Here is a 19,157-nt window from a genome sequence, read left to right as displayed (position 1 = left end):
GAGCCGCCCGTCGGCGGCCCGCATGCCGGGCGCCCGTCCCGCTCCGCACAAGCAGGCGATGCTGTCGCACAACATCTACGAACGCGACCTCGACAAGACCGCCGCCAACCATGCCGCGCTGACGCCGATGCAGTTCATCGAGCGCACCGCCAGCGTCTATCCCGATCACGTGGCCCTCGTGCACGGCGCACGCCGCCAGAGCTGGGCCGAGACTTATATGCGCTGCCGCCGACTCGCCTCGGCGCTGGAGCGGGTCGGCATCGGCGTCGGCGATACGGTGGCGATCATGGCGCCCAATATTCCCGAGATGTACGAGGCGCATTTCGGCGTGCCGATGACGGGTGCGGTGCTGAACTCGCTCAACACCCGCCTCGATGCGGCGATGCTGGCCTTCATCCTCGACCACAGCGAGACCAAGGTGTTGCTGGTCGACCGCGAATACCATCGCGTCATGACCGAGGCGCTTGCGATCGCCAAGGTCCAGCCGCTGGTCGTCGACATCGACGATCCGGCCTGCGACGACCGCGCCCAGATCGGCGACACGACCTGGGAGGAGTTCATCGCCACGGGCGATCCGGACTACGCCTGGTCCTATCCCGCCGACGAATGGAACTCGATCACCCTCAACTACACCTCGGGCACCACCGGCAACCCCAAGGGCGTGGTCTTCAGCCATCGCGGCGCCACGCTCTCGGCCTACGGCAACGCCACGCAATGGCCGATCGGCCTGCACCCGGTCTATCTCTGGACCCTGCCGATGTTCCACTGCAACGGCTGGTGCTTCCCCTGGACCCTGGCGCTGGTGGCCGGCACCAGCATCTGCCTGCGCCGCGCGTCGGCCCGGACGATTTTCGATGCACTGGCCGACAGCGACGTCACCCACATGTGCGGCGCGCCGATCATCATGCAGTTCATCATCGGCGCCACACCGGAGGAGCGCCGGCCGCTCAAGCGCAAGGTCGAGTTCATGACCGCGGCCGCTCCGCCGCCCGCCGCCGTCCTCGAGGCACTGGAGAAGGAGAACTTCCGCGTCACGCATGTCTACGGTCTCACCGAGGTCTACGGCCCGGCCACGATCTGCTCCTGGCACGAGGCCTGGGACTCGCTGCCCTCGCACGAGCGGGCGCGACTGAAGGCGCGGCAGGGTGTGCGCTACACTGCCGAGGACGGCGTCACGGTGATGGATCCGGTGACCATGAAGGAAGTGCCGCGCGACGGCGCCACCATGGGCGAGGTGATGTTTCGCGGCAATCTGGTGATGAAGGGCTACCTCAAGAACCCCAAGGCCACTCAGGAGTCCTTCGAGCACGGCTGGTTCCATTCCGGCGACCTCGGCGTGCTGCATGAGGACGGCTACATCGAGCTGCGCGACCGCTCCAAGGACATCATCATCTCGGGCGGCGAGAACATCTCGACCATCGAGGTCGAGGGCGCGATCATGGAACATCCGGCGGTCGCCAGCGTGGCCGTGGTGGCCAAGCCCGACGAGAAGTGGGGCGAGACGCCCTGCGCCTTCGTGGTGCTGAAACCGGGGGCCACGGCGACGGTGGAGGAGATTGTCGCCCACTGCCGCGCCAACCTCGCCTCCTACAAGTGCCCCCGCCACGTGGTGTTCCGCGACCTGCCCATGACTTCGACCGGCAAGGTGCAGAAATTCGTGCTGCGCGAATGGGCCAAGGCGGTCTGACCGATATCCTGGCCGGCACCATCGCGCCGCCATAATCCCCGCGCTACTTTCGCCGCTTCGATGCCCGGCGACTCAACCCTCGTTGTCACGACAAGAAGCGGCGTGCGCCCCCTGGGCGTGCGCGGCGAGCCGCTGCACAACGCCGCCCCGCAGCTGCGCCGGGTGGTGCGCCGCAGGCTGGGCGACGCTGCCGCCGACCTGCTGGCCGATCCGCAACCGCACGAGGATGGCAAGGCGATCGACTGGCATGCCGGCTGGCCGGGTGCCGTCCGCCCGGTGAATGAGCTTGAGCCGGCGCGCCGTACGGAGATCCTGGCCGAGGTCGAGCGCACCCTGGCCGAGATCCGGCGCCTCGGCGACACGCTCGCCTCCACCGGCTCGCGCGAGGACACCGGCCTGGTCGGCCTCTCGCTCAAGCTCGCTGCCCGGGCACCCTCGCCCTCATTCATCTTCCAGGTCGGCGACCGGCCCGTCATCGTCGCCTGGGGCTATGAGAAAGAGGCCGCCGCCCAGCTGCTGCCGCTCGCCACCGCGCAGGTGCCGCAACGCCGCTCGGTCCTCGAACCGTCGCCCGCTCCGCCGTCACCCCCGCCACCGTCGTCGCTGCCGGCGCTGCGGCCCGCGGCAGTTGTCATTCCCTGGGTGCGCGCGCTGGCTGCTGCCCTGCCGCTCCTGCTCATGGTTCTGGGCGGTGCGTGGCTGTTGCGCGGTTGCTTGCCCGTCGATCCTGCGCTGACGCTCGTCACGCGCGAGGGACCGCCCCGCCCGCCGGCGCCCCCAGCCCCGCACGATTCGCTGCCGCTGCTGAAGGCATCTCTTTCGACCGAAACCGCGCAGGGCAGGATCCTTCAGGTCGAACTGACGCTGGTCGAGGCCGAGCTGAAGAAGCGCATCGCCAGCTGCAAGCCGCCTGAGGCACCGAAGCCGCCACAGGTCGCCGTCGCGCCACCACCGACCCCGCCCGCCACGCCGCCGAAAACGGTCGCGCCCACGCCGCCGCCGACCCCGCCGGCGCCAACCCGCCGGCCCGGCGACGATCGGCTGCGTATGCCCGCGCCCACCAACAACATGTCGTTCCTCCAGGGCTGCTGGCGCACCGACCCCTTCCGCCACGAGCGCAACCAGGCGCAGGCGGGCGTGTCGTCCTACTGCTTCGACGCCAGCGGCAACGGCCAGCTCGAATGGCGGCGCGGCCGCACCGCCTGCCGCACGCGCGCCCAGGGCCGCTTCGAGGGCGCGGTGCTGCGCCTGCGCGACGCCGACACGACCTGCAACGACGGCTCGCGCTGGTATGCCGACCAGCTCACCTGCCAGCGCGGCGCCGACGATGTCGCGCAATGCAGCGGCAGTTCGCGCGGCGCCTTCGGGCCGACGAGCTGGACGGTCAATCTGCACAAGCTGAACTAGTCTTCGTATCGGGCCTACGAGGTAAACTCGTTTCTGCCGCTCGCGCTGCTGCCATAGGGTGCGCCGCGATGTCCCTGTCCGCGCGCGTCACATGGCCGAGCTTCCAGGCGGGCGCGCTCCGGATGATCCTCCCCGGGCTCGCCTCGCTTCCCTTCGGCATCGGCTTCGGCGTCGCCGCCGCCCAGAAAGGGCTGAGCGCCTTCGAGACCACCTTGATGAGCTTCACCGTGATGGCCGGCACCAGCCAGATGGTGGCGCTCGACATCTGGGCCCAGCCGCTGCCGCTGATCGCCCTCGCGGTGTCGGTGTTCGTGGCCAACCTGCGCTACTTCGTGATGGGCGCGGCCCTGCAGCCGCACCTGCCACATCTGCCGTGGTGGCAGCAGCCGGCAGTCTGGTACGCGACCGTCGACCAGAACTGGGCATTGAACATCGCCGAATACCGGCGCGGCCAGGGCGATCTCGGCAAGGTCCTGGGCGGCGGCTTCGTCATGGCCTGCATCTGGTCGGGCTCGACCCTGGCGGGCAATCTCGCCGCCGGCGGCGTGCTGTCGGACCCGACCGCGGCGTACCGCCTCGGCCTCGACTTCGTCGGCATCGCCGTCTTCGTCGTCGTCGCGGCGATCATGTTCCGCGGCAAGTCCGACCTCGCGCCGTGGGCGGTCGCGATCGCCGCGGCCCTTGCCGCGCGATGGCTGATCGGCGGCAACTGGTACATCGTGATCGGCGGCCTGGCCGGCGGCCTCTTCGGCGCGCTCAGGGACACGAGGAAGCGCCATGTCGGCCCATCCTGAAACCCTGATCGCGATCTTGGTGATGGCGCTGGCGGCGATGGCGGCCAAGGGCGGCGGCTTCCTCGCCATGCGCTGGCTCGGCCGTCACCGCTTCATCGTGGCCGTACTCGATCATGCGCCGGGTGCCGTGCTGGTCTCGGCCGCGGTCGTGCCGCTCACGCAGTCGGGCGGCGCCTTTGTCGTCGGTGCAGTGGTGGCCGCGGTGGTGACGCGCACGGCCGGCGGCTTCACCCCGGGCCTGTTCGCCGCCGTCGGCGCGGTGGCGCTCGCCCGCTGGGCGGGCCTGCCGTGAGTTCTGGAGCGGACGTCCTCAGTGGGACGTCGGCGAACTCAATCGGTTGATCTCGTCCTTGATCTGAAGCTTTCGCTTCTTGAGGCTGCACACGACATCGTCGTCGGGGTGCGGCCGTTTGACTTCCTGGTTGATCGCTTGCTCAAGGGAAGCGTGCTTGGCCTTGAGCGCCTCAATGTGGTCCACGCTGCTCATGGGCGACCTCCGAGCTGGTTTGGACGACAAACTCTGACTCCGACTTACGGACGAGTCACGCTGAATCAAGCGCCCTCCCCGGCCTGTGCATAACCCTGTAAGGTGGTTCGCATGTCTGAACCAAAAAAGCGGCTCGTCATCGGCATTTCCGGCGCCTCCGGCGTTATCTACGGCGTGCGCCTCCTGGAGGCGCTGAAACCGCTGCCTGTGGAAACCCATCTGGTGATGACCCGCACCGCCGAGGTGACGCTGGCCCACGAGACCAACTTGAAGGTGGCAGCCGTCCGGAAGCTGGCCGACGTCGCCCACAGCGTCGACGATCTGGCTGCCGCGGTGTCGAGCGGCTCGTTCCGAACCCTGGGCATGGTCGTCGCACCCTGTTCGATGCGCAGCCTGGGCGAGATCGCCGGCGGCATCTCGACCAACCTCTTGACCCGCGCCGCCGACGTCGTGCTGAAGGAGCGCCGCAAGCTCGTGCTGCTGGTGCGCGAGACGCCGTTGCACGCCATTCACCTGCGCAACATGGCGACGCTGGCCGAGATGGGCGTCCTCATCGCCCCGCCGGTGCCGGCCTTCTACAACCGGCCGAAGACTCTCGACGACGTCATCGACCACACCGTCGGTCGCGTGCTCGATCTCTTCGATCTCGACACCGGCAAGGTCAAGCGCTGGAGCTAGCGCGAAGGCGCGGAGGACGAAGGCACCGGCCCGACGGTACGCTCGATCTCCTGGCGCGGCAGGCCAGGGAATGTGGCAGCCATCAGCGCCACCACGGCGGCTCGGTCCTTGGCATCCGGAACCACCCCGAGACACACTGCATAGACGCCGAGATTGCCGACCGCGGCGCGCAGGCGCTTCTCGACCGGCCGGTCGCGATCGGCCGCCGGCATGTGGAGGCTCGCGAGCTTGATCTGCTCGGCGTGCTCGGCCGCCAGTTCGGCGTCGGCCACGCGGCGGCGCACGGCGTCGACGGTCTCGGGCAGCGCGCCTGGCCACGGCCGGTCCTTCAGCAGCCGCCGGACGCTGCGCAACGGGCGCACGATCTCGGCCTGCCAGGCATCACTTACCAAGAGTAGCGCGCGCAGCCGGTCGGCCGTCAGCGTCGGCCGTCCCGAGGCGCCCAGCCAGCAACAAAACAGCAATATGTTCACGTCGCAGCCGCGCCGCTCCTGCAGGTCGAGGCAGGCCTCGGCCACACCCTCGCCGCTGTAGATTTCGAGCGAGAAATTCCAGAACGGATGGGGCAGGAAATCGGACATGTTGGCCGGGTTCGGACACTTCCCTTCGGGCGGCCGAAGGGGTACACGGCGCAGAGCGATGTGACCAGCCCGCCGGGGACGAGTGCGCCGAGTATGAACGACACAACGTCGGATCCGCTGGACGCCGAGGCGATCAAGGCCAAGCTCGCAACCTTGAAGATCGAGCATCGCGACCTCGACGAGGTCATCGACCGGCTGATCGAAAAGCCGCCCTTCGACCAGCTCCAGCTGCAGCGCCTGAAGAAGCGCAAGCTCGGTCTCAAGGACCAGATCCTCAGGCTGGAAAGCCAGCTCATTCCCGATATCATCGCCTGAGAAAAGCCCCCGAGCGAAACATGGCCAGAAAAACCGCCAAACGCCGCCCCTCGCCCAAGCCGGCGGTCGGCCTGATCATGGGCAGCCAGTCCGACTGGGCGACCATGCACCACACCGCCGAGACGCTGGAGGCGCTGGGCGTGCCGTTCGAGGCCCGCATCATTTCCGCCCACCGTACGCCCAAGCGCATGATGGCCTACGCCTCGGCGGCCAAGGGCCGTGGGCTGAAGGTGATCATCGCGGGCGCCGGCGGCGCCGCCCACCTGCCGGGCATGACGGCCTCCATGACACCGCTGCCGGTGCTGGGCGTTCCGGTCGAAAGTGCGGCGCTGAAGGGCCAGGACAGTCTCCTGTCCATCGTCCAGATGCCGGCCGGCATCCCCGTCGGCACGCTGGCCATCGGGCGCGCCGGAGCGGTCAATGCTGCACTCCTGGCAGCATCCATCGTTGGTCTTGGCGATGTCAAGATTATGGCCGCCCTGGAGCGTTGGCGAGGTCGCCAGACTTCAGCCGTCGCCAAGATGCCGTCCGACGACGCCAAACCCCACCGCTGATGGTTCGATCATCTCATGCGCTCCCTCTCCGCCGCGCCTGCGGGGGAGAGGGCGGGGCCCATCGCGGCAGCGATGGGAGGGTGAGGTGGTGTCGACTACAGTCGAGATGGCAGAAATACGGGAACGCATGACCCACCTCACCACAGGGCGGGGAATTACCCCGCCCGACCCCGCGCTCACGCGCGGGTCCCCTCCCTTTCCCATCGGTCCAGGTGCTTCAGCGTCAAGCGCTGAAGCACCGAAGCGGGCCGAGAGGGCCGATCGATGAACGCCGCCAGGACCCTGCCGCCGGGATCGACCATCGGCATCCTGGGCAGCGGCCAATTGGGCCGCATGACCGCGCTCGCGGCCGCCCGGCTGGGCTATCGCTGCATCGTCTACGCCCCGAACGCCGAAGGCTCGATCGCGGCCCAGGTCTCGGCCGGCCACGTCCAGGGCGCCTATGACGACACCGCGGCGCTCGCCCGGTTCGCAGGCCAGGTCGACGTCGTCACCTACGAGTTCGAGAATGTGCCCGAGGGCGCGGTGGTGGAATGCCAGAAGCTGAAGCCGGTCCGTCCCGGGGTGAAGCCGATCCACTTCGCCCAGCACCGGCTGCGCGAGAAGGACTTCCTGAGGAAGCTCGGCATCGGCACGGCCGACTACCAGCCGATCCGCTCCGACGCCGACATCGCGACCGCCACCACCCTGCCCGGCGTCCTGAAGACCTGCACAGAGGGATATGACGGCAAGGGCCAGGCCCGCGTCTCGACCCGGGCCGAACTGATGGCGGCCTGGCAGAAGCTCGGACGGCGGGAGTGCATCCTGGAAGCGCTGGTCGATTTCCAATGCGAGATCTCGGCCATCGTGGCGCGCGGCCTCGACGGCACGACGCGCTGCTTCCCGATCGGCCTCAACCATCATCAGGGCGGCATCCTGCGCACCACCCACGTGCCCTCGAACCTGCCGGCCGCGATCCTGGCGACGGCCGAGCGCTTCGGCGTCGAGCTGGCCAACGGCCTCGAACTGGTGGGGCTGGTCGCGCTGGAGATGTTCGTGACCAGGGACGGCCGCGTGCTCGCCAACGAGATGGCGCCCAGGCCGCACAATTCAGGTCACTGGACGATCGACGCCTGCGTCACCAGCCAGTTCGAGCAGCTCGTGCGGGCGGTCTGCGGCCTGCCGCTGGGTTCGGTCGACGTGCTGGCGGCCTCGCGCATGGAGAACCTGATCGGCGACGAGGCCAAGGACTGGGGCCGCTATCTCATCGACCCGACGGCGCGCCTGCACCTTTACGGCAAGGGCGAGGCCCGCCCCGGCCGCAAGATGGGCCATGTCACTTTCGTGACGCCGACCTGGGCCGCCCCGCGGTCCAGGATCTGACCTCGGCCTTCAGCTTCTCGATCTTCATCACGTCGTCGATGCGCCGGTCGAGGAAGGCCCATGTCGCCTCGCTGCCGGCCGACCGGTCGTTCAGCCAGTAGAGCAGCGTGGACGAGTAGACGCCGGCCAGGGTGGCGCGCTTGGTATAAAAGTTGAAATCGGTGCTGGTATCGCCGGCGGCGTACCACATGGCATCGACCGTCTTGTAGAGCAGTTTTAGCGCCAGCCCGGCATTGAAAGGCAGCGACAGGACCGCGAGCGCCCGGCGCACCGCCTCGCGCTCGCCCGCGTGCCGCTCGAGGCGGATGCGGACGGCGCTCTTGATGCGGTCGCGGATCTTCATCCCGGCCACGCCTTCCTTCTCCATGTCCTCGACGGTGCGCAGATCGGCGCGGCCGCTGAGATGGGTCAGGACCTGGATCGGGCCGCCGGGAAACAGCCGGTCGGCCTCGCCGGCGGGCAATTCGAGCCGCCGCGCCCCGGCGGCCAGCGCCGTCCGCGTCCAGCCTTCGAACGCGGCCTCGGCCGCCACGGCATCGGCCAGCCGGTCGCGCAGGCCGGCGTCAGGGTCATCCGGCGGAGATTCTGGGTTATTTGAGTCATCCATAGGGGTAAATATAGGCCCCCGGCGAGGGCTTCCCAAGGGTCGACCCCTGTGATACCAACCGCGCCTCTCATTCGGCCCCGGGAGCGCTTTCCGGGGCCCCTTAACGTTTGGAAGGAAGCGGTCGAAGTGCAGGTTCTCGTTCGCGAAAACAACGTCGATCAGGCGCTGCGCGTCCTGAAGAAGAAAATGCAGCGCGAAGGCATCTTCCGCGAGATGAAGCTCCGCCGCAATTACGAGAAGCCCTCCGAGCGCCGCGCCCGCGAGCGCGCCGAGGCCATCCGCCGCACGCGCAAGCTGATGCGCAAGCGCATGGAGCGCGAGGGCTACTAGCCCTGCCCCTCTGAACCGAACGACGACCCCCGGCATGTCCGGGGGTTTTTGTTTGTGGCCACATTGGCATCAGGCTTGCGAGACTGATGCCATGGCCAAACCTCCCTTCACCATCATCCGCGGCGGCAGGCTCCTCGACATCGCCAAGCGCAAGGCCGCACCCGCCGACATCCTGATCAAGGGCGACACCATCGCCGAGATCGGACGGCCCGGCCTCGCCGCCCCCGCCGGCGCCACCGTGATCGACGCCAGGCACCGGCTGATGCATCCCGGCCTGATCAACGCCCACACCCACGGGCCGGGCAACCTCGGCAAGGGCCTGGGCGATCTCTGGTCGCTGGAACTGCTGCTGACGGCCAGCCCATGGATCGGCGGCGGCCGCACGCTCGAGGACAAGCATCTCTCGGCCATGATCGGCGCCGCCGAGATGGTGATGAAGGGCTGTACCGCGGCCTATGACCTCGCCGCCGAATTCCCCCTGCCCTCGGTCGACGGTCTCTCGGCCATGGCCAAGGCCTACGAGGAGGTCGGCATGCGCGCCGTGCTGGCGCCGATGGTGGCCGACCTCTCCTTCTTCGAGGCCATCCCCGGCCTGATGGAGCGCCTGTCGCCGTCGCTGCAGAAGGAGGTCGAGAGTTTCAGGCTGGCGCCGTGGAAAGCCACTGCCCGCCAGATCCGCAAGGCGCTGCAGAAATGGCCGTTCGAGAAGGTGGCACTGGCAGTCGCCCCCACCATTCCGCACCACTGCACCGACGATTTCCTGATCGCCTGCCGCGATCTCGCCCGCGAGTACGACGTCGGCATCCACAGCCATGTCGCCGAATCGAAAGTGCAGGTCGTGGCGGGTTACAAGCGTTATGGCAGCACTCTCGCCGCCCACATGGACGAGCTCGGCCTGGTGAACGAGCGCTTCACCGTGGCGCACGGCGTCTGGCTCGATGACGACGATATGAAACGGCTGGGCGATCGCGGCGCCTCTGTCGCGCACAATCCGGGCTCAAACATGCGCCTGGGCAGCGGCCTCGCCGACGTGCGCGGCATGCTGAACCGCAAGGTGAACGTCGGCGTCGGCACCGACGGCGCCAACTGCGCCGACAATCAGAACATGTACGAGGCCATGCGGCTGGCCTCGCTCGCCTCCAAGGTCCAGGGCCCGGACTGGCAGAAGTGGCTCACCACCAAGGAGGCGCTTCTCGCCGCCACCGAGGGCAGCGCGCGGGCGCTCGGCATGGAGAAGCAGATCGGCCGGATCGCGCCGGGCTACAAGGCCGACATCGTCTTCCTCGACCTCCACCACATCAACTGGATCCCGATGAACGATCCGGTCAATGCGCTGGTCCACACCGAGGACGGCACCGGCGTCCATTCGGTGATGATCGGCGGCCGCATGGTCGTGGAGAACCGCAGGCTGCTCACGGTTGATCTTGCGGCGCTGGCCGCCAAGGCCGAAGCCTCACGCATGAGGCGCGAGAAGATCACGGCACCGGCCAAGAAGCTCTACGACCGGCTCGAGAAGGTCGTCGGCACCTTCTGCCCCGGCCTCGCCAAGGCGCCGCTGCACATCCATCGCTACGGCGCCAGCCATCATCACGCTCATTGAGCAGCCAGGGGATCGGGGCCGAAACGATTGTCGCCCTCGATGCCCTCCTGGCAGAGCCAGATCAGCACGGCGATCGCGCCGAACGGGACGAGCACCCACAAGTAATGCCAGCCGGACCTGTTCCTGTCGTGGAGCCGCCGCACGGCCGCCGCGAGACTGGGCAGCCAGATGAAGAGATAGAAGACGCAACCAGCAACGCCGACAGCCGTCGCCATATCGGGCACGATCGGCACCAGGACCACGAGCACAGCGAGCACGACATGGACGAAGAGCTGGAAGTACCAGTACTCCGACCGGGACGCCCTGCCATCGAAGATCGCGTACTTGGCGAAGCAGCTCTTCACGGCGGCTGGAAGGTTCATCGCACTTTCCTTTCCATCAAAGCAGTGATCGCCGCTTCGAGTTCCGGCACGTCGGTCGCCACGGCGTCGGGCGTCTCGGCCTCCGAGCGTGGCCGCTGGCGGCGATAGCGGCCGCTGCGGAACTGGATCGTCGCCATGCCGGCCGCCTTCGCCGGCGCGATGTCCTTGTCGAGCCGGTCGCCCACCAGGATACAGGCCGGCGGCGGAAGATCGAGAGTCGCCGTGAACAGGGCGGCGATGCCGGCCCGCACCAGCCGCTCGGGCGGACATCCGAGGGCGCCGAGCGCAAGCCCGCGCGCCGCCAGGCGCCGCAGCAGCTCGTCCATGCCGGGACGAAGCTGGAAGACGTCGAGATTGCCGGTCATCGCCTCGACCCGATGCCGCACGCGCGCCACCGTTGCCGGCTCAGCCCCGCACAGCGCCTCGATCATGTGGCGTTGAAGATCAGGTGCGAAGGCCGCGACCGCCTGGTCCGAGGCTTCCTCGACCATCGCCTGGTCGACCCGCACGCCCTCCAGCCCGCAGGCCGAGGCGATAGCGCCGTCCAGCGCCATCTCGCGCGCGAACTCGAGGTCGACGGCGCCGCCGATGTCGAAGAGGATTGCCTTGATTGTCATCCTGAGCGAAAGGTCCTTCGCTACGCTCCAGGGCGGAGACTACTCCGCCCGCGATGACAACTAGTGGCTCGAGCCTTCCAGCGCCTTCACGATGTTCTCGCACATCACCTTGGCGTCGGCGAAGAGCATCATGGTGTTGTCGCGGAAGAACAGCTCGTTGTCGACGCCGGCATAGCCCGAGGCCATGCCGCGCTTCACGAACAGCACGGTCTGTGCCTTCTCGACGTCGAGGATCGGCATGCCGTAGATCGCGCTCGTCGGATCGGTCTTGGCCGCCGGGTTGGTGACGTCGTTGGCGCCGATCACGAAGGCGACGTCGGTCGAGGCGAAGTCGCGGTTGATGTCGTCCAACTCAAAGACCTCGTCGTAGGGCACGTTTGCTTCCGCGAGGAGCACATTCATGTGGCCCGGCATGCGGCCGGCCACCGGATGGATGGCATAGCGCACCGTGACGCCGTTCTTCTTCAGGATGTCGGCCATCTCGCGCAGCGTGTGCTGGGCCTGCGCCACCGCCATGCCGTAGCCCGGCACGATGATCACCGAGCCCGCATTCTTCATCAGGAAGGCCGCATCCTCGGCCGAGCCCGCCTTGACCGGCTTGTCGTTCTTGGCGTGCGCGACGCCCGCCGCCGAACTGTCGGTGCCGAAGCCGCCCAGGATCACGTTGAAGATCGAGCGGTTCATGCCCTTGCACATGATGTAGCTCAGGATCGCGCCCGAGGAGCCGACCAGCGCGCCGGTCACGATCAGTGCCGTGTTGCCGAGCGTGAAGCCGATGCCGGCCGCCGCCCAGCCCGAGTAGGAGTTGAGCATCGACACCACGACCGGCATGTCGGCGCCGCCAATCGGCAGAATGAGCAGGAAGCCCAGCGCCAGCGACAGCACGATCAGCAGGATGAAGACCATGGGATGGCCGCCCTTCCAGGCGAACCACACCAGCAGGACGGCGATGGCGATGCCGATCAGCGCGTTGAGCAGATGCTGGCCGCGGAACATCAGTGGCGCACCCGACACCAGGCCCTGCAGCTTGGCGAAGGCCACGATCGAACCGGTGAAGGTGATGGCGCCGATCACGGTGCCCAGCCCCATCTCGATCAGGCTGTGCATCTTGATCTTGCCCGGCGAGCCGATGCCGAAGGCGTCGGGCGAGACGAACGCGGCCGCCGCCACGAACACTGCCGCGAGGCCGACCAGCGAATGGAAGGCGGCCACGAGTTGCGGCAGCGCCGTCATCTGGATGCGCCAGGCGACGACCGCGCCGACCGCGCCGCCCACCACCAGGCCGCCCACGATCAGCCACGGCGAGACCACGCCCGGGGTCGCCACGGTGACGCCGATCGCCACCACCATGCCGACGATGCCGAACAGGTTGCCCTGGCGCGACGTCACCGGCGAGGAAAGCCCGCGCAGCGCCATGATGAAGCAGATGGCCGAAAACAGATAGCCGTAGGCGGCCAGTTCCTGGGTGATCATCCCTCTTGTCCCCTGCCTACTTCTTGACCGGCTGTTTCTTCTTGAACATCGACAGCATGCGGTGCGTGACGATGAACCCGCCGAAGATGTTGACGGCGGCCAGCGCCACGGCGATGGCGCCGAACAGCTGGGCGGCGCCCAGGCCCTTCAGGCCGGCGGCCAGCAGCGCACCGACGATGATCACCGACGATATGGCGTTGGTGACGGCCATCAGCGGCGAATGCAGCGCCGGCGTCACCCGCCACACCACGTAGTAGCCGATGAAGCAGGCCAGCGCGAAGATGGTGAGCAGCGCCACGAACGGCATATGGCCGTCGGGCAGCGCCAGCGTGCTCTGGGCAGCGACGTCGGTGACCTGCTGCGCCACGGCCTTGAGGTTGGTGGCCAGTTCCTGTGCCTGGGTCGCGAGTTTGGCCGCCTCGCCTGCCAATTTGTCGTTCATGAGCCGGCTCCTAGGTCTGGCTGAGCGAGGGGTGCACGATCTGGCCGCCCTGCGTCACCAGCGTGCCCTTCACCACTTCGTCGGTGAGATCGATTTTCAGCGCCTTGGTCTCCTTGTCGACCATGGGCGTGATGAAGTTCAGCAGGTTGCGCGCGAACAGCGCCGAGGAGTCGGTCGCGAGCTCACCCGGCAGATTGGCGGGGCCGACGATCTTCACACCGTACTTCTCGACCACCTTGCCGAACTCCGACAGCGGGCAGTTGCCGCCCTGCTCGACCGCCATGTCGACGATCACGGAGCCCGGCTTCATGGTCTTCACCATGTCCTCGGTGACCAGCACCGGCGCCTTGCGGCCGGGGATCAACGCCGTGGTGACCACGATGTCCTGCTTGGCAATGTGCTCGGCGACCAGGGCCGCCTGCTTGGCGCGATACTCCGCGCTCATCTCCTTGGCGTAGCCGCCCGACGTCTCGGCCGCCTTGAATTCCTCGTCCTCGACGGCCACGAACTTGGCGCCCAGCGACTGGACCTGCTCCTTGGTCGCGGGGCGCACGTCGGTCGCCGTCACGATGGCACCCAGCCGCCGCGCCGTGGCGATCGCCTGCAGGCCGGCCACGCCCACGCCCATGATGAAGGCGCGCGCCGGCGCCAAGGTGCCGCCCGGCGTCATCATCTGCGGAAAGATGCGGCCGAAATTGTTGGCCGCCAGCAGGACCGCCTTGTAGCCCGCGAGGTTGGCCTGCGAGGAGAGGATATCCATCGACTGGGCGCGCGTGATGCGCGGGATCAGTTCGAGGGCGAACGACGTCACGCCCTTCGACGCCAGCGCCTGGACCAGTTCCTTGTTGTTGAGCGCACCGAGCGGCGACATCAGGGTCTGGCCGCTCCGCAGCAGCGCCATCTCGTCGATTCCCTCGGCGGCCGACATCGGGCGCTGGATCTTGAAGACGACATCGGCGGCGGCCACGGCGGCGGCGGCGTCCGGCACGATGTTTGCCCCGGCCTCGGCATAGGCTTCGTCGGTGTAGGCGGCAGCGAGGCCGGCCCCGGCCTCGATCACGATCTCTTCCGCACCCAGCGCCTTCAGCTTCTTGACGGTCTCGGGGGTCGCGGCCACGCGGGTCTCATGCGGCCGGCGTTCTTTGAGAATGGCGATTTTCATGGAGCGCTTTTTGGGTCGGTTGGAGACGCGAAATAGCCGGTAGTGCGCCGCACCATGCACAGCGTGCCGTTCTTTGCCAAGCCGGTTTTTCGCCGCGTGGTAAAGCACGATTTACCGCCACGGCAGGCGCGTGATACTGGAAAACATGGCCCAGCGTCCCGTCATTCTCACCGGTTTCCACTTCACCAAGACCACCCTGGCCGCGTTCTCCGAGAACTACGAGATCGCGGGACACATGGACAAGCCCGACCCGGCCCTGGTGCCGCGTGCCGCAGCCGCCGACGTGCAGGCGATCGTCAGCACCGGCAGCGTCGGCCTGTCCGATGCCCTGATGGCGGCGCTGCCCCGCCTCTCGCTGTTCTGCTGCTACGGCACCGGCTACGAGCGGGTCGATCTCGCGGCCGCCCGCAGGCGCAACATCATGGTCACCCACGGCGCCGACGCCAACGCGCCAGACGTCGCCGAGATGGCCTTCGGCGTGCTGCTCGCCTCGACGCGGCGCATCGTGCGCGCCGACAAGATGATCCGACGCGGCGACTGGACCAAGCGCATCCCCAACCGCTTCGGCGCCATCGCCGGCATGACCGGCGGCAAGCTCGGCATCCTGGGGCTGGGCGCCATCGGCATGGAGCTGGCGAAGCGCGCCAAGGGCTTCGACCTCGAGATCGGCTACTGCAACCGCAACAAGCGCGGCGACGTCGACTTCGCCTATTTCCCCAACGTCATGGCGCTCGCGACCTGGGCCGACTACCTCGTCGTCTGCCTGCGCTCGGACGCCTCCAACAAGCACATCATCAACGCCGAGGTGCTGAAGGCGCTGGGTCCGCGCGGCCATCTGGTCAACATCAGCCGCGGCTGGGCGGTCGACGAGGCGGCACTGGCAGAAGCCCTGCGCACCAACGTGATCGAGGGTGCCGCGCTCGACGTGTTCGACGAGGAGCCCTACGAGGGCACGGAACTTCTGCCCCTGGACAATCTGGTGATGACGCCGCATTTCGGCGGCGGCACCGAACACGCCCAGCGCCGCATGACTTCGCTGGTGCGCCAGAACCTCGACGCCCATTTCGCCGGCAAGCCGGTGGTCTCGCCGGTGCCCGAGTTGCGCGACATGGCGGCTGCTCCGGCAGGTCGACTGCGATAGGGGAGACTGGGCGCAGTGGATTAACGGTCGACGTTCGGGTTTATACGCTTGGCCGCCGCCCGATCGGCCTCGCCGCCAATCTTGTCGCCCTTCTTCGCTTTCGCAACGCCGCGGTTGTAGAGTACATCCGCATCCTTCGGAGTGAGCCTGAGCGCCTGATCGAAGTCCTGGATAGCGCGCTCGTAGTCGCCCTTTTTCAAGTAGCCAACGCCGCGATTGTAAATGGCGGCGGCGAGAACTGCTCCCTTGTGCTTGCCCGACTGGATTTCAGCGGTGCAGCCGCGGATCATCTGGTCTGGCGAGGCTTTGCCGTTTGGTGAGGCGCCGTCTCTTCCGCCGCACCATTCTGTTTCCTGCCGGCTTTGAGCACTGGCCACGCCAGCCGATCCGGCAATCGCCATCAGGGCCGCCGCGCATCCCGCCAATCGTCTTCTTTTCGACATCGCTCGTCCCCGCGTCCAGCCGTGGGTAGGGAAGCCGCCGACGAACTGGAAGACTGCCCCAAGGCGAATGCCACAGCAAGCGAAGCGCCACATGACCGTGCGCCTGCGCCAGAACCTCGACGCCCATTTCCTCCCTACTCCGCCGGATCGACTCCGATCCGTACCGGCTTGCCGACGTCCTCGGCCCGCATGCCGTTCCACACGTCCCAGTAGGCGCGCATGGCCGAGGGGTAGCGGCGGAGTTCTGTGAAAATGCTGTAGGGCTGATCGACGTCGCGGGCCTCGAAGCCGCGGGCGTCGATGCCCTCGTGAAGGGCCAGGAACAGCGCGCGACTGAGATGAAAGCGTTGCGAGACGATGATGAGCCGCGTCTGGCCATAGACCCGCCGCGCTCGGACGATCGAATCGAGCGTGCGGTCGCCGCCGAAATCGCGATAGATCGCCTTGGCCGGCACGCCGCGCTCGATCAGGCCGGCGCGCATTGCGGTCGGTTCGTCGTAGCGGCCCTCGCGCGTGCCGCTCACGATGAAGTATTTGGCCTTGCCGGCCTTATAGAGCGCCGCTGCCGCATCGAGGCGATAGACGAAATAGCGGTTGGGCCCGCCCTCCGGTCCGATCGGCGCCGTGCCCAGCACCAGCGCCACGTCGACCGCAGGTACCTTGCCGACGTCGGAGAAGGACTTCGCTTCGGCGGCGCGATCGAGCCGGCGCTCGGCGTACCAGGCAAGTGCTGCCGCCATCAGCGCGACGGCCGCGACCCGCAGGGCAACGTAGAGGATCAGGCGCATGCCGCCCGCCTTGATCGCCTGTCGCGCGGCCTATAGATCATCGCCATGCCACGTCTCAGCACCGCCGAAGCCACCGTCGAAACCCTCCTGCGCCATGGCCTCGACACGGTCTATGCCCTGCCCGGCCTGCACAACGATCCCCTGTTCGACGCCTTCTACCACGCGGCTGATCGCCTGCGCGTGATCCATCCGCGCCACGAGCAGACCGCGGCCTACATGGCGCTGGGCGCCGCGCTGGTCACCGGCAAGCCGCAGGCCTTCGCCGTGGTGCCCGGCCCCGGCATGCTGAACGCCGGAGCCGCGCTCCTCACCGCCTACGGCATGAATGCCCCCGTGATCGGCCTGATCGGCCAGATCCCGCAGGCCGACATCGATCGCGGCCACGGCCATCTGCACGAAATCCACGACCAGCTCGGCATGATGCGTCACATCACCAAGTGGGCCGAGCGCATCAGGAGCCCGCAGGAAGCGCCGACTTTGGTAAGCCAGGCGATCTGGCAAGCGACCTCGGGCCGCCCACGCCCCGTCGCACTGGAATGCGCGCTCGATACCTGGGCCAAACGCGCCGACGTCACCCTGCCCGCCTCGCCTCTGCCATTACCAGTCGAGGCGATCGACGACGGGGCGATCACGGCGGCGGCAAAGATCCTGGGCGCCGCCGAACGTCCCATCATCGTGGTGGGCGGCGGCGCGCTCGACGCCAGCGCCGAAGTGATCGCCCTCGCCGAGCTGCTCGAGGCGCCGGTCAGCTCCTACCGCCGCGGCCGCGGCGTCGTGCCGAGCTCGCATCGTCTGGCCGTCGACATGCCGGTCGGCCATCGCCTGTGGAAGGACGCCGACGCCGTGCTGGCGATCGGCACGCGCTTCTTCATCCAGAACGGCAGCTGGGGCGTCGACAAGAACCTGAAAGTCGTGCGCCTCGACATCGATCCCGACGAACCCGACCGTTTCCGCAAACCCGACGTCGCGCTGGTGGGCGATGCCGCCATCCAATTGCGCGCCCTGATCGCCGCGCTGCCGAAGCACAACCGCGCACGGACCTCGCGCGCCGAAGAATTGAAGGGCCACCGCGCCTGGTTCGCCGAACGGCTGTCGCGGCTTGAACCTCAAGTCGGATTCCTGAAGGCGATCCGCGCCGCGCTGCCGGAGGACGGCATCTTCGTCGACGAGGTCTCGCAGATGGGCTTCGCCTCCAGGGTCGCGCTGCCGATCGAAAAGCCGCGCACCTATCTCTCGCCCGGCTACCAGGACAATCTCGGCTGGGGGTTCGGCACGGCGCTGGGCGCCAAGGCGGCGATGCCGCACAGGAAGGTGCTGGCGATCGCCGGCGACGGCGGCTTCATGTACCAGATCGGCGAGCTCGCGACCGCGGCGCGCCACAATCTCGCGGTCGTGGTCGTGGTCTTCGACAACGGCGCCTTCGGCAACGTGAAGCGCATCCAGCAGCAGCACTACGGCAACCGCCTGATCGCCTCGGACCTGCAGAACCCGGATTTCGGCAAGCTCGCCGATAGCTTCGGCATCGCCTCGTTCAAGGCGACCGATCCCAGGCAGCTCGAGGACGCCCTGCACAAGGCCTTTGCGCTCAATGCGCCGGCGCTCGTGTGGGTGCCGCACGGCGATGTACCGAGCCCATGGGACATGATCATGATGCCCAAGGTGAGATGACCGGATGAAGGACTGGTACTGGCTCATCGCCTGGGCGATTGCCGTCGCGGTCCTCGGCTACGCTCTGCCCAGGGCCCCCGGCCGCTGGAACAAGGTCGTTGCCGTGATCCTGGTGACCCTGCTCGGCCTCGGTACCCTGGTCGTTCTCTATTCCGTCGTTCTCATGTTGGCCTGAGCGCTTCCAGGACCTGCCGGAAGTTCGTACGGCAGGTGAAGCCCAGCACGCGCGACGCCTTGCTCGAATCGTAGACGCGGTCGATCGAGGCGAACATCGTCCAGCCGCGCGCCTCGTAGAGCTTGCGATACTCCGGGAAATAGCGCGCGACGACCGACGGCGCGTCGGCGATCAGCGCGGGACCGTCCGAGGGTGAGAACGGCGTCATCGCCGAGACGATGAAAGTGTCGAAGCCGATGTCCCTGGCCTTGGCCAGCGCCACGACATGGGCTTCGGCCGCGTCCTCGACCGAGAGCCTTCGGAACAGGAATTCGTTGGCCTTGGTGTTCTCGCCCGACTGGGCGATGGCGTGGGCCATGTCGTCTTCCTCGGGGAAGAAGCGCGCCGTGCGCAGCACCAGGATCGGCAGCTTGTGCAGATGATTGAACAGCCGGCACAGCTCCTCGGCGGCGAGCTTGGTGACGCCGTAGATGTTGCGCGGCTG

24 protein-coding genes are annotated in these 19,157 nt (G+C 67.7%); 13 read left to right on the top strand and 11 right to left on the bottom strand.

What is annotated here, in order from left to right:
• Positions 1-58 precede the first annotated feature (58 nt).
• The 4 genes from EPO55_RS25440 to EPO55_RS25425 all read left to right on the top strand — a co-directional run bounded on the left by EPO55_RS25440 (position 59) and on the right by EPO55_RS25425 (position 4,180).
• Entirely contained in the window at positions 59-1,687 is a 1,629-nt protein-coding gene (locus tag EPO55_RS25440; protein WP_296340440.1) for an acyl-CoA synthetase, read from the top strand.
• A 60-nt stretch (positions 1,688-1,747) separates the two neighbouring features.
• Positions 1,748-3,094: an SrfA family protein gene (locus EPO55_RS25435; protein WP_296340357.1), complete on the top strand. Its 1,347-nt coding sequence runs from the start codon at positions 1,748-1,750 to the stop codon at positions 3,092-3,094.
• 68 nt (positions 3,095-3,162) lie between these two features.
• On the top strand, positions 3,163-3,888 hold the full coding sequence (locus tag EPO55_RS25430) for an AzlC family ABC transporter permease (protein ID WP_296340355.1): 726 nt from the start codon (positions 3,163-3,165) through the stop codon (positions 3,886-3,888).
• The gene (locus tag EPO55_RS25425; protein WP_296340354.1) at positions 3,872-4,180 is read left to right on the top strand and encodes a hypothetical protein; all 309 of its coding nucleotides are present in this window, start codon (positions 3,872-3,874) and stop codon (positions 4,178-4,180) included. Before EPO55_RS25430 ends, EPO55_RS25425 begins: the two co-directional genes overlap by 17 nt.
• A gap of 18 nt (positions 4,181-4,198) precedes the next feature.
• On the opposite strand, the gene EPO55_RS25420 is transcribed toward EPO55_RS25425, so the two are convergent.
• Positions 4,199-4,375, bottom strand: a complete 177-nt coding sequence (locus EPO55_RS25420; RefSeq protein ID WP_296340352.1) for a YdcH family protein — start codon at positions 4,373-4,375, stop codon at positions 4,199-4,201.
• Positions 4,376-4,486: 111 nt separating this feature from the next.
• Here EPO55_RS25420 and EPO55_RS25415 point away from each other — a divergent pair, with 111 nt between their 5' ends.
• Positions 4,487-5,053: a UbiX family flavin prenyltransferase gene (locus EPO55_RS25415; protein WP_296340350.1), complete on the top strand. Its 567-nt coding sequence runs from the start codon at positions 4,487-4,489 to the stop codon at positions 5,051-5,053.
• On the opposite strand, the gene EPO55_RS25410 is transcribed toward EPO55_RS25415, so the two are convergent.
• Positions 5,050-5,634 carry a TIGR02444 family protein gene (locus tag EPO55_RS25410; RefSeq protein ID WP_296340349.1) on the bottom strand — a complete coding sequence of 195 codons (585 nt, stop codon included), beginning with the start codon at positions 5,632-5,634 and terminating at the stop codon, positions 5,050-5,052. The genes EPO55_RS25415 and EPO55_RS25410 overlap by 4 nt on opposite strands.
• 93 nt (positions 5,635-5,727) lie before the next feature.
• On the opposite strand from EPO55_RS25410, the gene EPO55_RS25405 reads away from it, so the two are divergent.
• From EPO55_RS25405 to EPO55_RS25395, 3 genes are all read left to right on the top strand, one after another.
• The gene (locus EPO55_RS25405) at positions 5,728-5,949 is read left to right on the top strand and encodes a DUF465 domain-containing protein (RefSeq protein WP_296340347.1); all 222 of its coding nucleotides are present in this window, start codon (positions 5,728-5,730) and stop codon (positions 5,947-5,949) included.
• 20 nt (positions 5,950-5,969) lie between these two features.
• Complete coding sequence (gene purE / locus EPO55_RS25400; RefSeq protein ID WP_296340345.1) at positions 5,970-6,503, top strand: 5-(carboxyamino)imidazole ribonucleotide mutase; 534 nt, start codon at positions 5,970-5,972, stop codon at positions 6,501-6,503.
• Between the two features lie 264 nt (positions 6,504-6,767).
• Positions 6,768-7,865: a 5-(carboxyamino)imidazole ribonucleotide synthase gene (locus EPO55_RS25395; protein WP_296340344.1), complete on the top strand. Its 1,098-nt coding sequence runs from the start codon at positions 6,768-6,770 to the stop codon at positions 7,863-7,865.
• On the opposite strand, the gene EPO55_RS25390 is transcribed toward EPO55_RS25395, so the two are convergent.
• The gene (locus EPO55_RS25390) at positions 7,819-8,472 is read right to left on the bottom strand and encodes a COQ9 family protein (protein WP_296340343.1); all 654 of its coding nucleotides are present in this window, start codon (positions 8,470-8,472) and stop codon (positions 7,819-7,821) included. The two genes, EPO55_RS25395 and EPO55_RS25390, sit on opposite strands and share 47 nt — an antisense overlap.
• Positions 8,473-8,598: 126 nt before the next feature.
• Between EPO55_RS25390 and rpsU the strand changes: the two genes are divergently transcribed.
• Complete coding sequence (rpsU, locus tag EPO55_RS25385; protein ID WP_020696578.1) at positions 8,599-8,802, top strand: 30S ribosomal protein S21; 204 nt, start codon at positions 8,599-8,601, stop codon at positions 8,800-8,802.
• Positions 8,803-8,893: 91 nt separating this feature from the next.
• Positions 8,894-10,402 carry an amidohydrolase gene (locus EPO55_RS25380; RefSeq protein ID WP_296340342.1) on the top strand — a complete coding sequence of 503 codons (1,509 nt, stop codon included), beginning with the start codon at positions 8,894-8,896 and terminating at the stop codon, positions 10,400-10,402.
• On the opposite strand, the gene EPO55_RS25375 is transcribed toward EPO55_RS25380, so the two are convergent.
• Genes EPO55_RS25375 through EPO55_RS25355 form a run of 5 tightly spaced genes read right to left on the bottom strand, consistent with a single transcriptional unit; the run spans position 10,396 to position 14,458 of the window.
• Entirely contained in the window at positions 10,396-10,764 is a 369-nt protein-coding gene (locus EPO55_RS25375) for a DUF805 domain-containing protein (RefSeq protein ID WP_296340340.1), read from the bottom strand. The two genes, EPO55_RS25380 and EPO55_RS25375, sit on opposite strands and share 7 nt — an antisense overlap.
• Positions 10,761-11,381 (bottom strand): HAD family hydrolase, encoded by a 621-nt coding sequence (locus tag EPO55_RS25370; protein ID WP_296340339.1) that lies wholly within the window; start codon positions 11,379-11,381, stop codon positions 10,761-10,763. The genes EPO55_RS25375 and EPO55_RS25370 overlap by 4 nt, the downstream gene beginning before the upstream one ends.
• A gap of 60 nt (positions 11,382-11,441) precedes the next feature.
• Entirely contained in the window at positions 11,442-12,851 is a 1,410-nt protein-coding gene (locus tag EPO55_RS25365) for an NAD(P)(+) transhydrogenase (Re/Si-specific) subunit beta (protein WP_296340438.1), read from the bottom strand.
• 19 nt (positions 12,852-12,870) lie between these two features.
• Entirely contained in the window at positions 12,871-13,296 is a 426-nt protein-coding gene (locus EPO55_RS25360) for an NAD(P) transhydrogenase subunit alpha (protein WP_296340337.1), read from the bottom strand.
• 10 nt (positions 13,297-13,306) lie between these two features.
• On the bottom strand, positions 13,307-14,458 hold the full coding sequence (locus EPO55_RS25355) for a Re/Si-specific NAD(P)(+) transhydrogenase subunit alpha (protein WP_296340336.1): 1,152 nt from the start codon (positions 14,456-14,458) through the stop codon (positions 13,307-13,309).
• Between the two features lie 145 nt (positions 14,459-14,603).
• Here EPO55_RS25355 and EPO55_RS25350 point away from each other — a divergent pair, with 145 nt between their 5' ends.
• A complete protein-coding gene (locus tag EPO55_RS25350; protein ID WP_296340335.1) occupies positions 14,604-15,599 on the top strand; it encodes an NAD(P)-dependent oxidoreductase in 996 nt (331 codons plus the stop codon).
• Between the two features lie 20 nt (positions 15,600-15,619).
• Here the strand turns inward: EPO55_RS25350 and EPO55_RS25345 are convergent, their stop codons facing one another.
• Together EPO55_RS25345 and EPO55_RS25340 are read right to left on the bottom strand one after the other, a co-directional pair.
• The gene (locus EPO55_RS25345; RefSeq protein WP_296340333.1) at positions 15,620-16,135 is read right to left on the bottom strand and encodes a tetratricopeptide repeat protein; all 516 of its coding nucleotides are present in this window, start codon (positions 16,133-16,135) and stop codon (positions 15,620-15,622) included.
• 41 nt (positions 16,136-16,176) lie between these two features.
• Positions 16,177-16,830, bottom strand: coding sequence for an ElyC/SanA/YdcF family protein (locus EPO55_RS25340; protein WP_296340330.1), 654 nt, complete (start codon positions 16,828-16,830; stop codon positions 16,177-16,179).
• A 45-nt stretch (positions 16,831-16,875) separates the two neighbouring features.
• On the opposite strand from EPO55_RS25340, the gene EPO55_RS25335 reads away from it, so the two are divergent.
• Together EPO55_RS25335 and EPO55_RS25330 are read left to right on the top strand one after the other, a co-directional pair.
• Positions 16,876-18,498, top strand: coding sequence for a thiamine pyrophosphate-dependent enzyme (locus EPO55_RS25335; protein ID WP_296340329.1), 1,623 nt, complete (start codon positions 16,876-16,878; stop codon positions 18,496-18,498).
• A 4-nt stretch (positions 18,499-18,502) separates the two neighbouring features.
• Positions 18,503-18,673 (top strand): hypothetical protein, encoded by a 171-nt coding sequence (locus tag EPO55_RS25330; RefSeq protein WP_296340328.1) that lies wholly within the window; start codon positions 18,503-18,505, stop codon positions 18,671-18,673.
• Here the strand turns inward: EPO55_RS25330 and EPO55_RS25325 are convergent.
• On the bottom strand, positions 18,660-19,157 hold a 498-nt coding region (locus EPO55_RS25325; protein WP_296340326.1), incomplete at its 5' end, for an NAD(P)-dependent oxidoreductase. The genes EPO55_RS25330 and EPO55_RS25325 overlap by 14 nt on opposite strands.

It is taken from the genome of Reyranella sp., from assembly GCF_004296935.1.
GTDB lineage: Bacteria > Pseudomonadota > Alphaproteobacteria > Reyranellales > Reyranellaceae > Reyranella.
This window is presented reverse-complemented; position numbering and strand designations above follow the sequence as displayed.

Coding starts and splice junctions, on each gene's coding strand:
- EPO55_RS25435 (WP_296340357.1), top strand. CDS start 1,748: ATGCCCGGCGACTCAACCCTCGTTGTCACGACAAGAAGCGGCGTGCGC.
- EPO55_RS25410 (WP_296340349.1), bottom strand. CDS start 5,634: ATGTCCGATTTCCTGCCCCATCCGTTCTGGAATTTCTCGCTCGAAATC.
- EPO55_RS25375 (WP_296340340.1), bottom strand. CDS start 10,764: ATGAACCTTCCAGCCGCCGTGAAGAGCTGCTTCGCCAAGTACGCGATC.
- EPO55_RS25355 (WP_296340336.1), bottom strand. CDS start 14,458: ATGAAAATCGCCATTCTCAAAGAACGCCGGCCGCATGAGACCCGCGTG.
- EPO55_RS25340 (WP_296340330.1), bottom strand. CDS start 16,830: ATGCGCCTGATCCTCTACGTTGCCCTGCGGGTCGCGGCCGTCGCGCTG.
- EPO55_RS25425 (WP_296340354.1), top strand. CDS start 3,872: ATGTCGGCCCATCCTGAAACCCTGATCGCGATCTTGGTGATGGCGCTG.
- EPO55_RS25415 (WP_296340350.1), top strand. CDS start 4,487: ATGTCTGAACCAAAAAAGCGGCTCGTCATCGGCATTTCCGGCGCCTCC.
- EPO55_RS25330 (WP_296340328.1), top strand. CDS start 18,503: ATGAAGGACTGGTACTGGCTCATCGCCTGGGCGATTGCCGTCGCGGTC.
- EPO55_RS25395 (WP_296340344.1), top strand. CDS start 6,768: ATGAACGCCGCCAGGACCCTGCCGCCGGGATCGACCATCGGCATCCTG.
- EPO55_RS25370 (WP_296340339.1), bottom strand. CDS start 11,381: ATGACAATCAAGGCAATCCTCTTCGACATCGGCGGCGCCGTCGACCTC.
- EPO55_RS25335 (WP_296340329.1), top strand. CDS start 16,876: ATGCCACGTCTCAGCACCGCCGAAGCCACCGTCGAAACCCTCCTGCGC.
- purE (WP_296340345.1), top strand. CDS start 5,970: ATGGCCAGAAAAACCGCCAAACGCCGCCCCTCGCCCAAGCCGGCGGTC.
- EPO55_RS25390 (WP_296340343.1), bottom strand. CDS start 8,472: ATGGATGACTCAAATAACCCAGAATCTCCGCCGGATGACCCTGACGCC.
- EPO55_RS25380 (WP_296340342.1), top strand. CDS start 8,894: ATGGCCAAACCTCCCTTCACCATCATCCGCGGCGGCAGGCTCCTCGAC.
- EPO55_RS25430 (WP_296340355.1), top strand. CDS start 3,163: ATGTCCCTGTCCGCGCGCGTCACATGGCCGAGCTTCCAGGCGGGCGCG.
- EPO55_RS25405 (WP_296340347.1), top strand. CDS start 5,728: ATGAACGACACAACGTCGGATCCGCTGGACGCCGAGGCGATCAAGGCC.
- EPO55_RS25440 (WP_296340440.1), top strand. CDS start 59: ATGCTGTCGCACAACATCTACGAACGCGACCTCGACAAGACCGCCGCC.
- EPO55_RS25345 (WP_296340333.1), bottom strand. CDS start 16,135: ATGTGGCGCTTCGCTTGCTGTGGCATTCGCCTTGGGGCAGTCTTCCAG.
- EPO55_RS25360 (WP_296340337.1), bottom strand. CDS start 13,296: ATGAACGACAAATTGGCAGGCGAGGCGGCCAAACTCGCGACCCAGGCA.
- EPO55_RS25420 (WP_296340352.1), bottom strand. CDS start 4,375: ATGAGCAGCGTGGACCACATTGAGGCGCTCAAGGCCAAGCACGCTTCC.
- EPO55_RS25350 (WP_296340335.1), top strand. CDS start 14,604: ATGGCCCAGCGTCCCGTCATTCTCACCGGTTTCCACTTCACCAAGACC.